The 12,554-nt window shown below is 71.8% G+C and carries 14 protein-coding genes; 7 read left to right on the top strand and 7 right to left on the bottom strand.

What is annotated here, in order from left to right; translation table 11 throughout:
- Nucleotides 1-72: 72 nt before the first annotated feature.
- The 4 genes from ACK4UM_RS03625 (at nt 73) to ACK4UM_RS03610 (ending at nt 2,252) form a co-directional block, all read left to right on the top strand.
- The gene (locus ACK4UM_RS03625; protein WP_409795763.1) at nt 73-615 is read left to right on the top strand and encodes a hypothetical protein; all 543 of its coding nucleotides are present in this window, start codon (nt 73-75) and stop codon (nt 613-615) included.
- Nucleotides 603-1,340 (top strand): hypothetical protein, encoded by a 738-nt coding sequence (locus ACK4UM_RS03620; RefSeq protein WP_409795760.1) that lies wholly within the window; start codon nt 603-605, stop codon nt 1,338-1,340. The genes ACK4UM_RS03625 and ACK4UM_RS03620 overlap by 13 nt, the downstream gene beginning before the upstream one ends.
- A 106-nt stretch (nt 1,341-1,446) precedes the next feature.
- A complete protein-coding gene (locus tag ACK4UM_RS03615; RefSeq protein ID WP_409795757.1) occupies nt 1,447-1,881 on the top strand; it encodes an Hsp20 family protein in 435 nt (144 codons plus the stop codon).
- Between the two features lie 104 nt (nt 1,882-1,985).
- Nucleotides 1,986-2,252 (top strand): DUF1150 family protein, encoded by a 267-nt coding sequence (locus ACK4UM_RS03610; RefSeq protein ID WP_409795754.1) that lies wholly within the window; start codon nt 1,986-1,988, stop codon nt 2,250-2,252.
- A gap of 239 nt (nt 2,253-2,491) precedes the next feature.
- On the opposite strand, the gene ACK4UM_RS03605 is transcribed toward ACK4UM_RS03610, so the two are convergent.
- From ACK4UM_RS03605 to ACK4UM_RS03595, 3 genes are all read right to left on the bottom strand, one after another.
- Complete coding sequence (locus ACK4UM_RS03605; RefSeq protein WP_409795752.1) at nt 2,492-4,711, bottom strand: transglycosylase domain-containing protein; 2,220 nt, start codon at nt 4,709-4,711, stop codon at nt 2,492-2,494.
- Nucleotides 4,712-4,890: 179 nt separating this feature from the next.
- A complete protein-coding gene (locus ACK4UM_RS03600; protein ID WP_409795750.1) occupies nt 4,891-5,472 on the bottom strand; it encodes a hypothetical protein in 582 nt (193 codons plus the stop codon).
- Between the two features lie 186 nt (nt 5,473-5,658).
- Nucleotides 5,659-6,687 (bottom strand): polyprenyl synthetase family protein, encoded by a 1,029-nt coding sequence (locus ACK4UM_RS03595; protein ID WP_409795747.1) that lies wholly within the window; start codon nt 6,685-6,687, stop codon nt 5,659-5,661.
- Nucleotides 6,688-6,811: 124 nt separating this feature from the next.
- Between ACK4UM_RS03595 and ACK4UM_RS03590 the strand changes: the two genes are divergently transcribed.
- The 3 genes from ACK4UM_RS03590 to ACK4UM_RS03580 are packed head-to-tail and all read left to right on the top strand — an operon-like array spanning nt 6,812 to nt 8,260.
- Nucleotides 6,812-7,039, top strand: a complete 228-nt coding sequence (locus ACK4UM_RS03590) for a DUF2007 domain-containing protein (protein ID WP_409795744.1) — start codon at nt 6,812-6,814, stop codon at nt 7,037-7,039.
- Entirely contained in the window at nt 7,029-7,784 is a 756-nt protein-coding gene (locus ACK4UM_RS03585; RefSeq protein WP_409795741.1) for a tRNA1(Val) (adenine(37)-N6)-methyltransferase, read from the top strand. Before ACK4UM_RS03590 ends, ACK4UM_RS03585 begins: the two co-directional genes overlap by 11 nt.
- Complete coding sequence (locus tag ACK4UM_RS03580) at nt 7,781-8,260, top strand: MarR family winged helix-turn-helix transcriptional regulator (RefSeq protein WP_409795738.1); 480 nt, start codon at nt 7,781-7,783, stop codon at nt 8,258-8,260. The genes ACK4UM_RS03585 and ACK4UM_RS03580 overlap by 4 nt, the downstream gene beginning before the upstream one ends.
- Before the next feature lie 6 nt (nt 8,261-8,266).
- Here the strand turns inward: ACK4UM_RS03580 and ACK4UM_RS03575 are convergent, their stop codons facing one another.
- The 4 genes from ACK4UM_RS03575 to ACK4UM_RS03560 all read right to left on the bottom strand — a co-directional run bounded on the left by ACK4UM_RS03575 (nt 8,267) and on the right by ACK4UM_RS03560 (nt 12,491).
- Nucleotides 8,267-9,133 carry a GyrI-like domain-containing protein gene (locus ACK4UM_RS03575; RefSeq protein ID WP_409795735.1) on the bottom strand — a complete coding sequence of 289 codons (867 nt, stop codon included), beginning with the start codon at nt 9,131-9,133 and terminating at the stop codon, nt 8,267-8,269.
- 553 nt (nt 9,134-9,686) lie between these two features.
- Nucleotides 9,687-10,106 (bottom strand): RNA polymerase-binding protein DksA, encoded by a 420-nt coding sequence (dksA, locus tag ACK4UM_RS03570; protein ID WP_409795732.1) that lies wholly within the window; start codon nt 10,104-10,106, stop codon nt 9,687-9,689.
- Between the two features lie 175 nt (nt 10,107-10,281).
- Nucleotides 10,282-11,820, bottom strand: coding sequence for a murein biosynthesis integral membrane protein MurJ (gene murJ / locus ACK4UM_RS03565; protein ID WP_409795730.1), 1,539 nt, complete (start codon nt 11,818-11,820; stop codon nt 10,282-10,284).
- A 5-nt stretch (nt 11,821-11,825) separates the two neighbouring features.
- Entirely contained in the window at nt 11,826-12,491 is a 666-nt protein-coding gene (locus tag ACK4UM_RS03560) for a DsbA family protein (RefSeq protein WP_409795727.1), read from the bottom strand.
- Nucleotides 12,492-12,554 lie beyond the last annotated feature (63 nt).

Genomic DNA, 12,554 nt, shown 5'->3' with positions numbered 1-12,554 from the left:
GAGCCCGCGCGCAATCGAGGCGAGCCACACGCTTGGCTTGCCTGGTCGTCGCGTTATTGCTAAGGCTCGCTCATGGCGAGCATCAAGCAGCTCTTCCTGTCCGAGAAGCGAATCGGCGCCTTTCCCGGCTGGACGCGGGTGGAGCGGGAGACCCGCTACGTCTGGTTCGATGCCCACCTCGCAATCGACGGCATCACGGAGACCGGGCTCGTTCTGCACAGCGGCTGCTACGCGAATCGCCCCGAAGCGAACGTGACGTTCGAACTGCGATTGGCTCGAACACCCGGCCGGAACTCCTTGCCGATCGAGCGTCTGGACTGGCTTTCACTGGAAGGCGGTCACTCCAATCCTCGGCGGCCGCGATCGGAGTGGTCGGGCAAGCGCGTCTGGAACACCCATCTGCGCGATTTCTGGCTCAACTGGTCGGAAACGGAGCAGCGAATGCGAAGCGGCGGCTTGTCTACAGCGCGCGACGTCGAAATCCCTTTGGAGTGTTACACTGACGTCCTGACCTACATCGGACAGCGCCTTCGGATCAGCGACATCTCGATTGTATCGGAGCCCCCATGGCTCTATGATCTCTTTACCCCGGATGACATGTCATGGCGGCCGTAAAACCCCTCTCGGAGATCTCCGCCGCGATCGCGGGATCGCTGGTGTCGACGCGCCATTGGGGCGACGCGAGCTATATCAGCCTGCCGCTCGTCTATCCGAGCGGGTCGTTCGTGACGGTGAGCCTGAGCTATGCGCCGGACGGCATTCGTGTGAGCGACGGGGGGTTCGCCTATCGCGAGACGGAGAGTTTCGGGGCCGGGCGGTCGTTTGCGAACACCGCGCGTTCCGTCGCCGAGGGGTACGGCGTCGAGGTCGACCGTCGGGCGATCTTCGTCGACGTGCCGGTCGACGAGGTCGAGCGCGCGATCTTCGACGTCAGCGCGGCGTCGAAGGCGGTCGCCGAGCGCATCGTGGCCGGTCTCCCGCAGGAGACCGAATTCGAGATCTCCGCTGCTCTGCGCGAGCGGCTGGAGCGGGCTTTCCCCGGCGCCGTCGAGCACGATTGCAAGCTCGTCGGCGCCTCCGCGATCGAGTGGGACGTCACGGCGCTCGCGCGGGTCGACGGGCACAAAGCGGTGTTTCAGGCGGTGGCGAGCCACCCGGTATCGGTGTTCAAGGCGAGCGCCGCCTTCCACGATCTCGCCCGCCTCGACGACCCTCCGGTTCTCGTCGGCGTCGTCGCGCGCACGGCCGATCTCGGCAAGCACCACGCCATCCTCGCCCAAGCGGGCCGCGTCATCGAGGTCGACGCCCCCGAGGAGGCCTTCCGGCGCGCCGCCGCCTGAGGCCCCAAACCCCTCTTGATCCCCACCCCCACCCCCCACATATTCCCCTCAGAGCCGCGCTTGTCGGCGGGCTCGTCTGTTGAAGTGCCGATCGAGGGCTTCGTACATGTCGCGTCAATCGCCGTTCGCGCATCCGTTCCTGCTCGGGTTCGACGAGATCGAGCAGGCGCTCGACCGGGTGGCCAAGGCGGCCGGGGACGGGTATCCGCCCTACAATATCGAGCGGCTGCCGCGCACGGCCGACGAGCCGGAGAAGCTGCGCATCACGCTCGCGGTCGCGGGGTTCACGCGCGATCAGCTCGAGGTGACGCTGGAGGAGAGCCAGCTCGTCATCCGCGGGCGCCAGAACGACGACAAGACGCGCCATTACCTGCACCGCGGCATCGCCGCCCGCCAGTTCCAGCGCTCCTTCCTCCTCGCCGACGGCATGGAGGTGCTGGGCGCGGATCTGACGAACGGCCTGTTGTCCATCGATCTCGCGCGGCCGGAGCCCGAGCGCGTGATCCGCAAGATCGACATCGCCGCGCCGGCCAAGGGGTGAGACCCCGCCGCACGACGACGTCGTCGACAGAGATCCGCCCCGGCGGCGCCTCGTTCGAGGGCCGGCGCGCGGCGGAGACCGCACCGCTCGAAGGAGGGCGCGCCATGACGAACCAGACGACGAACGACACGCATTTCGAGACCGACCCTCGCGCGCTCGCGCTCCTCGGCGAGGGGCAGATCGCCTATGTCCGCCCGGTCGACGCCGCGCAGGTGCGCGCGCTCTTCCCGCAGGCGCCCGCGCTCCAGCCCGGGACGACCCTCTTCGCCCTCCTGTCGGCGAGCGGCACCCCCATCCTCGTCGCCGGCACCCGCGACGCCGCCGAGGCGACCGCCTGGGCGAACGATCTGCGCACGGTGAGCCTGCATTGAGGGGGGCGGGGGATTGGTGTCATCCCGGGCCGCGAAGCGGACCCGGGACCCATATCCACGACGTGTCGGTCGCAGCCTGTAGGCTGCGTTTCTCCGGCGAAGGCTGCTCGACGGGTGCGTGACGAGCGCGGCATGCGCGCTCGGACTTGTCGTCGCGCGTATGGGTCCCGGGTCCGCTTCGCGGCCCGGGATGACAACCTGGGAATATCGCGAAGGGACGGGATCGCTCCCCTCCCCCCTCAATAGATCCCCAACAACCGCTCGATGAAGCCCGGCTCGCGGGGGCGTTCCCAGGCGTTGTTCTCGTTGGCGATGCTGGGGGCGGCCGGGGCGGCGGCGCCGAGCCATTCGGGGGCGGCGGGCTCGGGCTGCCACCAGCCGCCGCCGGGCAGCGGCATCGGGCTCATGCCGGCATGGGCCGCGCGCATGAACCGGCTCCAGATGTCGACCGGCAGATTGCCGCCCGAGGCGCGCCGGGTCGGCGAATTGTCGTCGTTGCCGACCCACACGGAGGTGACGAGCGCGCTCGTGTAGCCGACGAACCAGGCATCGCGAAAGCCCTGGCTCGTGCCGGTCTTGCCCGCGGCCTCCCAGCCCGGCAGATCCGCGCGCCGCCCGGTGCCGATCGAGAGCGTGTCCTTGAGCATCGAGTTCATCATCGCGACCATGCGCGGCTCGACGACGGGCCCGAGCGAGAGCTCCCCGCGGCGATAGATGACCGGCCCGCGCGCGGCATGCACCTCCGCGATGATGTGCGGGATCACCCCCTCGCCGCCATTGGCGAAGGGCGCGAAGGCGCCCGTCATCTCGAGCACGCTCACCTCGGAGGTGCCGAGCGCGATCGAGGCGTTGGGCGCCATCGGCGAGGCGATGCCGAGCCGCTGCGCGACGTTGATCACCTCGCGCACGCCCACCTCCGCGATGAGCCGCGCGGCGACCGTGTTGAGCGAGAGCGCGAGCGATTCGCGCAACGAGATCGGCCCGCGGAAATCGCGGGAAAAGTTCTCCGGCGCCCAATTGCCGATGCGCACCGGCGCGTCCTCGCGGATCGTCTCGGGCGTGAGCCCGCGCTCGAGCGCGGCGAGATAGACGAAGGGCTTGAAGGAGGAGCCCGGCTGGCGGCGGGCGGTGGTGGCGCGGTTGAACTGGCTGCGCGCGTAGTTCTTGCCGCCCACGAGCGCGACGATCGCCCCGTCCGGCCGCATCGAGACCACGGCGCCCTGGCCGACGCCGAAGCGCTCGCCCTCCGCCGCGAGGAGCCCGACGAGCGCATCCTCGGCGGCGCGCTGGATCGCGGGTTCGAGCGTGGTCATGACCACGATGTCCTCGTCGACCGCGCCGATGAAGTCGTCGAGCACGTCCATCACGTAATCGGCGGCGTAGTTCGCCGTGCCGCTGCCCTGCGGGCGGTTGACCTCGGCCGGGCTCGCGAGCGCGGTGCGCAGGCGGCCCTCGTCGATCATCCCCTCCTCGCGCATGGCGCGCAGGACGAGGGCGGCGCGGGCGCGGGCGCCCTCCGGATTGCGGGTCGGCGCGAGGCGCGAGGGGGATTGGACGAGGCCCGCGAGCATGGCGGCCTCCGCGATCGTGACGTCGCGCGCGGACTTGTCGAAATAACGCCGCGCCGCCGCCTCGACGCCCCAGGCGCCGGCGCCGAAATAGACGCGGTTCATGTAGAGCTCGAGGATCTCGTCCTTCGAATAATTGCGCTCGAGCCAGACCGCGAGGATCGCCTCCTGGATCTTGCGCGAGGCGGTGCGCTCCTGCGTGAGAAAGAGGTTCTTGGCGAGCTGCTGGGTGAGCGTCGAGCCGCCCTGCAGGTTGCCGCCGCGCAGGTTCGAGACGAGCGCGCGGCCGATGCCGACGGGATCGATGCCGAAATGCGAGCGGAAGCGCCGGTCCTCGATGGCGATGAAGGCGTTCGGCAGGTGCGGCGGCAATTCGCGGATCGGCACGTTCTGCCCGCCGGTCTCGCCGCGATTGGCGAGAAGCGAGCCGTCGGCGGCGAGGATCGCGATGTTGGGCGGGCGCTTGGGCACCTCGAGCTGGTCGATCGGCGGCAATTGCATGGCGTGATAGGCGATCACGCCCGCGACCGCGATCGTCGCCCACAGGCCGAGCACGAGGCCGGAATAGAACAGCGACCCGATCAGCGAGCGCCGCCGCCGCGGCCGCTTGCCGCGTCCACCGCCGCCCGAGCCGCCTCCGCCGCTTCCGCCGCGCCCGCGCGCGGGGGGGCGATCCTGCCCGCGATGGCCGGAGGCGCGACCGCTCCCCGAACGTCCCGTCTTGGCGCGCGCGCGTGCCATCTCGTCTCCCGTCGCGCCCCCTCTGGGGCCGCCGGCACGGTCCTCCGGAGACAGGCGCAGGTCGAGATGGTCGCGCGGAGCGACGGGCGCCTCGAAGACCGGCTCGCGCCGGTCGCGGTGTCCCCGCCCGCCTCGATCCCACAGAGCCATGCGTCCCCCGTCCGACCGGATTCCCTCGCCTGTCGTGTCCCCCGTCAAAGACGTAGATTATGGCGGTTTAACGGGTCGTGAACGATGAGGGGCGAGGGGAGGCGCGCGCGGGCGCGCATGCGAAAACGGGGAGCGGCAACGCCGCTCCCCGCTCGCCTCGTCGGCGATCGCTCGCCCGATTATTGCGGCGCCGCACCCGGAGCACCCGGAGCGCCCGGGGTCGGCGGGAGGCCCGGAGCGCCCGGCTGGGCACCCGGCCCGCCCGGCTGGTCCATGCCGCCCGGAGCACCCGGCTGCATGCCGCCCGGCGCACCCGGCTGCATCCCGCCCGGAGCGCCCGGCTGCATGCCGGGGCCGCCGACCGCGCCGGTCGCCATCGGATCCTCGACGTCGCGGCCGCGCATCACGATGATGGAATAGTCCTCGAGGTCGCCCGCGACGAGCTCGGCCTCGGCGACTTCCTGGACGCCGGTGAAGCCGGCATCCGTCAGACGCTCGCGCAGCTGGTCGATCTCGATGTCGACCTCGCCCTCGCCGAGATCGCTCGGCGCGACCATCATGAACACGGTCTCGCCCTCGATCTGAGCGCGGAACAGGCGGCCCTGGAGGTCGCGCGTGTTCTCGATCTCGGCCTCGCCGAGACGCTCCTTGACCTGCTCGCGGTCGATGCCCATCCCGGGCATGCCGGTCTGCTGGGCGGCCGCCGGGGCGGCGAAGGCGAGCGCGAAGGCGGCCGCCGAAATCATGGAAGTGCGAATCATCTGCGTAGTCCCTTTCTCAGGTTCGAATCGGGAATGCCGATCCGAACGGGCGAAGAGGATTCGCGTTCCAGCTTTGCAATAATTTCGCAAACGAGACATACTTTCCGTCACCCTTGACAATTCTTCATGAAGCCGAGCCGTCATCGGCGCTCGACCGCATTTTGCGCAAGGGCGATGGGAAAACTATCAGTAAGCGCGGCGGATGCAGAAGTCGATCGCCTCGAGCAGCGCGCGCTTCATCGGCCCGTCGGGGAAGATGGCCAGCGCGTCGCGCGCCACCGCGCCGTAATGGCGGGCGCGCTCGAGCGTGTCCTCGAGAGCGCGGTTGCGGCGCATGATCGCGAGCGCCTCCTCGAGGTCCCCCTCCGCGATCTCCCCGCGCTCGAGCGTGCGGCGGAAGAAGGCGCGATCGGCCTCCGAGCCGCGGCGCACGGACAAGACGACGGGGAGCGTGATCTTGCCCTCGCGGAAATCGTCGCCGGTGTTCTTGCCGAGCTTCGCCGCGGCGCCGCCGTAATCGAGCGCGTCGTCGACGAGCTGGAAGGCGACGCCCAGATTCATGCCGTAGGAGCGGCAGGCGGCGGCCTCGGCGGCGGGGCGCTCGCCGATGACGGGGCCGACCTCGCAGGCCGCGCCGAACAATTCCGCGGTCTTGGCGCGGATGATGGCGAGATAGGCGTCCTCGGTCGTCTCGATGTTCTTGGCGGCGGCAAGCTGCATCACCTCGCCCTCGGCGATGATGGCGGCGGCGTCCGAGAGGATCTCGAGCGCGCGCAGGCTGCCGACCTCGACCATCATCCGGAAGGCCTGGCCGAGCAGGAAGTCGCCGACGAGGACGGAGGCCTCGTTGCCCCACTTGACCCGCGCCGCCACGCGGCCGCGGCGCATGTCGCTCTCGTCGACGACGTCGTCGTGCAGGAGCGTCGCCGTGTGCATGAATTCGACGGCGGCGGCGAGATTGACGTGGCCCGAGCGCTCGGGATCGTCCGCGCCGTAGCCGACGAGCTGCGCCATCGCGAGCGTCAGCATCGGGCGCAGCCGCTTGCCGCCCGACGAGATCAGGTGGTTGGCCACCTCCGGGATCATCGCGACGTCCGAGCCGGTGCGCGACAGGATGAGCGCGTTGACGCGGTTCATGTCGTCCTTGACGAGACCCACCAGGGCCTCGATACCGGGCTCGGACGGCTTCTCGCCGAAGGGCAGGACGAGTCCCACGCGCACGACCTCTCTGTTGAATGCCCCAAACCCCGCGACGGGGCGTGCGATGGACGTCACCGTCGCACGGGCTATGCTGTGGCGCAACGCGCATGGTTGACGCAAGAGGCAAACGTTCCATTCCATGGTCGAGCTGATAAGAACCAACGACGTGGTGCTGATCGGCTACGCCGAATCGCTCCTCGAGAGCGCCGGTTTCTCGATCTTCGTCGCGGACGGCTACACGAGCGTCATGGAGGGCTCGATCGGGATGATCCAGCGCCGGATCCTGGTCGTCGAGGACGAGGCCCTCGCCGCCCGCCGCTTCCTCGTCGAGGCCGGGCTCGGCGCGGAGCTGCGCGATGCGCCCTGAGGCCCGCGCCGAGACGACGCGCGACCGCCTGCTCGACGGGCGCCTCGTCCTCCATCAGCAGGCGGGCGGACATCGCGCCGGCACCGACGCGGTGCTGCTCGCCGCGGCGACGCGGCTCTCGCCGGGCGAGCTCCTCGTCGATGTCGGCGCGGCGAGCGGGGCGGTGGGGCTGATGATCGCGGCGCGGGTGGACGGCGCCCGCGTCGCGCTCCTCGAGCGCGATGCCGACCTCGCCGCGCTCGGCGCCCGCAACGCGGCGGAGAACGGCATGGGTGCCCGCGTCTTCGCGCTCTGCGCCGACCATCTCGCCGGCCCCGCGATCGCGCCGGGCCTCGCGGACGCGGTCGCGACCAATCCGCCCTTCTTCGAGGCCGCCGACACGCCCGCCTCCCCCGATCCGCGGCGGGCGCGCGCGCACGTGCTCCGCGGCGCAACGCTCGGCGCCTGGATCGACGCCTGCGCGCGGCTCCTGAAGCGGCGCGGGCGGCTCACGCTGATCCAGCGCGCCGACAAGCTCGCCGCCTGCCTCGCCGCGCTCGCCCCCGCCTTCGGCGCCGTGCGCCTCGCCTGCATCCATCCGCGTGCCGAGCGGCCCGCGACGCGCGTCCTGATCGAGGCGGTGAAGGGCGCGCGCACGCCGCTCGCGATCCTGCCCGCGATCGTGCTCCACGAGGCCGACGGACGCTTTACGCCCGCCGCCGAGCGGGCGCATCGCGAGGGCGTGCTCGAGGGAGGTTTTTCGTGAGCGCGCGCGAGGAGCCCGAGAGCCTGGCGGCGGAGCCGGACGATCCGCATTTCCGCCTCGAGACCCAGGTCGGCCATCTCCTGCGCCGCGCGCATCAGCGCAACACGGAGATCTTCGCCGCCGTTATGGGCGAGCACGGCGTGACCCCGACGCAGTTCGCCGCACTCGTCACGCTGATCGACCGCGGACCGACGCCGCAGGCGCAGCTCGGACGGCTGACCGCGATGGACCCGGCGACGCTGTCGGGCGTCGTCGGGCGCCTCGCCAAGCGCGGCTACGTGCGCCAGCACCTCGTCGCCGAGGACGCCCGCCTCGTCGCGGTGGCGCTGACGGCGGAGGGCGAGACGGCCGCGCGGCGCATGCGCGCGATCGCCGAGGAGGTCTCGACGCGCACCCTCGCGCCGCTCGCCGAGGAAGAGGCGCGCCTCTTCCTCGCGCTCTTGGCCAAGCTCGCCCGCGAGGATCGCGGCGGCTGAGCGGACTCATCCGCCGGAGACGGGCCGCAGGGGCACGCAGACCTTGGTCAGCCATTCGGTCGGCGGCAGCGTGCGCGGGTCGTTGAGATAATCCTCGAAGGACGGCGCGTCCGCCGGCTCGCGCCCGCTCGCCGGCAGCCAGCCCTTGTAGAGCGCGCGATAGATCGGCTCGAGCTCCGCATAGGGCCCCTTGTGGACGAGGCACGCCACCTCGCCGCCGGGGATCTCGACGATCTCGATCTCGCCGTCGGGCACGAAGGAGGCGTCGACGCTCATGCCCGCATAGGAGCGCAGCTCGCCCTCCGGCACGCTTTCGGGATCGTCGAGATAGACGCCGATCGAGCGCGTCTGCGGCCCGATCAGCCCGCGCGGGCCGGCCCAGGCGAAGAGGCGGTCGAAGGTGGCGCCGATCGTGTCGTAGGCGCCCCGATGCGCAATGGCCGCGAGCCGAAGCGGGGGCATGGTCTTGATGACGGGGTCTTGCATGGTGTCGTCCTCCAGGATGGCGCGAACGGGAGAGGACATCGCGACGCCGCGGCGCCGGAACGCGGCAGGCGGCAGGCCGTAGGCGGCGGCGAAGGCGCGCCCGAACGCCGCGAGCGAGCCGTAGCCCGCCCGCCGCGCGATCCGCGCGATCGGCTCCGTCCCGCGCGCGAGCGCCACCGCGGCCGCGTGCAACCGCATGCGGCGCGCCGCCTCCTCGACCGTCTCGCCCGTCACCGCCCGGAAGATCCGGTGGAAATGGTAGGGCGAGAAGCAGGCCACCTCCGCGAGCCGCGCCGTGGAGAGGTCGCGGTCGAGATGGGCGTCCATGTAGGCGAGCACGCGGGCGATGCGTGCGGCATAGTCGAGGCGAGTGGCTCGGCGCTTCATGACATCCTCCGAACGAAGAGGAGCATGCCCGATCCGGTTTGATCGCGGTTGCGGATTTCGCAGCGCGCGCCCCTCCCTCCCCCCCGGAGGGCTACGAGATTCACACAGCTCTTCCGACTGGACTTCCTGGAGATCCTCGAGGTTTCCGAGGAGCTCGACGGTCTCCCCTCCCCCTTGGGGGAGGGGCGGGGGGGGGGGGCCCCCGTGCAGGATCGAGCGATCGAGTGCCACCGCGACGACCCCCATCCGTCTCCGAGCTTCGCTCGGAGCCACCTTCCCCCAAGGGGGAAGGACAAGTGCGGCCTTCGTCGACGTCGATCACATGCTGATGCGACGATGGGTGCACTCCTCAGCCCCGGAGGGGAGGGTGGACTTTCGAGGCGTGAGCCGAGAAAGGCCGGGTGGGGCCCGGGTGGAGAATGTTCTGCGAGCGTCGGGCCCCACCCGACCTCGTTCGCCTTCGGCTCCGAGGCCACCCTCCCCTCCGGGGAGGGACGCGCCCTCGATCCGGCTCGCACCCCTCGGCGCACAAAAAAAGCCGCCCTTCGGCGGCTCAGTCGTCCCGGTGGACGCGCTCGTTGCGCTCGTGGCGTTCCTGCGCCTCGAGCGACAGGGTCGCGATCGGGCGGGCCTCGAGGCGCTTGAGGGAGATCGGCTCGCCCGTCTCCTCGCAATAGCCGTAGGAACCGTCCTCGATACGCGCGAGCGCCGCGTCGATCTTGGCGATCAGCTTGCGCTGGCGGTCGCGGGCGCGCAGCTCGATCGCCCTGTCGGTCTCCGACGATGCACGATCGGCGATGTCGGAATGGTTCTCGTTCTCGCTCTGGAGGGTCGCGAGGGTCTCGTGCGCCTCGCGGATGATGTCCTGCTTCCACTGGAGCAGCTTGCGCCGGAAGAACTCGCGCTGCCGCTCGTTCATGAAGGGCTCGTCCTCGGTGGGACGATAGCCCTGGTCGATGAGGGAATTCGACATTGTGGCCCTTCTCACTCCCCATGTCCCGGGCGCTCCCAGCCCGTGACGGCGCTCCTTATACCGAAGGCGACGACCCCCGACAATCGCTTAGATCAAGCCGAAAAGGCGCCGAATCGCGCCTTCCCTAAGGTCAAGCTGAGATCGGGGCGCCGTTTCAAGCGTTTCGATCCCCGCTTTACTGCGAAGCTTGCCGCCCCCGCCGCATCGCCGCCAGATCCTCGCGACGCACCGCGCCGAGGAGCAGGCAGGCGGCCGCGTAGGCGAGGAGACCGCCGAGGCACAGGAGCGCGAGCCCGATCGGGTCCGGCAGGTCGCGGACGGCCGGCGCGGCGAGCGCGAGGCCGCCCGCCATCGCGAGGCTCGCCGCGAGGATGCGCGCGAGGCGCCCCGCCAGCGCCGCCGAGAGCGCGAAGCCGCCCGCGGCCCGCGCGTGCACGGCCGTGATTACCGCCTGCGCGACGAAGCCGACGCTCGCCCCGAGCCCGATGCCGACGGGTCCGAGCACCGGGGCGAGGAGCGCGCAGGCGGCGAGCGTCGCGAGGAGCGCGGCCGCGGGCGACACCAGGCCCGGCCGCAACGCCACGCGCGCCTGCGCCTCCAGCGCGAGCACCTTGGCCGCCATGGCGAAGGGCAGGCCGACCGCGAGACCGGCGATCATCGCCGCCGTGCCGGCGGTGTCGGCGCTCGTGAAGGCGCCGCGCTCGAACAGCGTGCGCGCCATCGGCTCGGCGAGGACGACGAGGGCGGCGGTCGCGGGCCAGGCGACGAGCGCGGAGAGCGCGAGCGCGTCCGCGGTCGCCTTCGCCGCGCCCGGCCCGTCGCCCGCGAGGCGGCGCGCGGCGATCGCCGGCAGGAGCACGGCGCCGACGACGACCGCGAGGATCGACAAGGGCAGGTGCACGAGCCGTTCGGCGTAATGCAGCCAGGAAACCGCGCCCGGCGTGAAGGAGGCGACCTGCATCGCCGCGATCGGCACGAGCTGGGGCGCGGCGGCGACGACGAAGGCGGGCCCGGCGAGGCGGGCGAAGCGCGCGAGTTCGGGATCGCGCCGCGGCCATTGCCAGACGACGACGCGGGCCCGCAGCGCTGCCACGGCGACGATCGCGAGCTGGACCGCGCCCGCGACGCTCGTCGACAGCGCAACCCCGGCCGCGATCGCCCCCGGATCGGCGGTCAGGCGCGGCAGGACGAGGAGCGCGAGGATCAGGATCGCGTTCATGGCGAGCGGGGCGAGCGCCAGCGCCGCGAAGCGCCCGCGCGCGGCGAGCGCCGCCGCCGCGAGCCCGGCGACGCCGAGGAACGCGATCGCGGGAAAGGCGAGCCGGCTCAGGTCCGCGGCGAGCGCGCGCGCCGCCGCGTCTCCCGCGAGCCCGGCGCCCACCCCGAGCACGAGAAGGCCCGCCGCGAGGTGGGCGAGGCCGACGAGGGCGAGGAGCGCGAGGCCCAGCGCGCTCGCGGCGCGCCCGGCGAAGCGCGCCGCCGCCTCCTCCCCCTCGCGGGCGGCGAGGCGGGCATGGAGCGGCGCGAAGCCGGCGATCATCGCCCCTTCCGAGAGCGCGCGGCGGGCGAGGTTCGGCAGCCGGAGCGCGACGAGGAGCGCGTCCGCGATCGGCCCCGCGCCGAGCGCTGCGGCGACGAGCACGTCGCGGACGAAGCCGAGCACCCGCGAGAGCGCGGCCGAGGCGGAGACGAGGCTCGTCGCCCGGACGCTCACGCGCGTCAGGCTCGGAGATCGGCGACGATGGCGCGCTTGCGGGCGGGCGTCAGATAGCCGTCGAAGGCGACGGGGCCGACGAGCGTCGAGGGCGTCGCGTCGAGACCGAGCGAGCGGCCGACCGCGAGCATGTCGTCGAGCGCCGGCTCGATGCCCGGCAGCGCCGCCGCCCGTCCGATCGCTTCGACGTCGTGGCCGAGCTCCTCCGCGATCGAGAGCACGCGCGCGCCGTCGATCAGCCCGCGCGCGGAGAAGATCGCAAGGTGCAGCGCGCGATAGGCATCCGCGCCGTGGAGCGCGAGGAAGCCGAGCGCGATCGCCGCCGCCTCCCGCGAGGCCGCGCTCAGGATCGGGTAGTTGACGAGCCGGTAGGACACCCGCGTCTCCGCGACGAGGTCGGCGATCTGGCGCGCCGAGGCGCGGCACCAAGGGCAATTGTAGTCGAAGAACTCGAGGAAGACGACGTCGCGGGCGTCGCCGCCCACGTCCGGCGCGGCCGGGAAGGCGAGGGCGCGCTCGGCGAGTTCGGTCGGCACCCGCCGCGGCACGACGCGCTCGCCCGCCTCGAGCGGCAGCGTCTCCTCGCCGGGCGCCGTGTCCTCGGCGCGAAGCACGCCCCCGAGCGCGGGCGTCGCGATGAGGGCGGCGAGGAGGGCGCGGCGGTCGAGCATCGGCGGGGCTTCCCGTGTCTTCGGCGGTGCGGCCGAGCTAGGCCAATCCGGTGGCGCGATCAA

It is taken from the genome of Salinarimonas sp. (genome assembly GCF_046292825.1).
In the GTDB taxonomy this organism is placed as follows: domain Bacteria; phylum Pseudomonadota; class Alphaproteobacteria; order Rhizobiales; family Beijerinckiaceae; genus Salinarimonas.
Note: the sequence above shows the minus strand (reverse complement) of the source record. Positions and strands in the feature narration are given on the sequence as shown.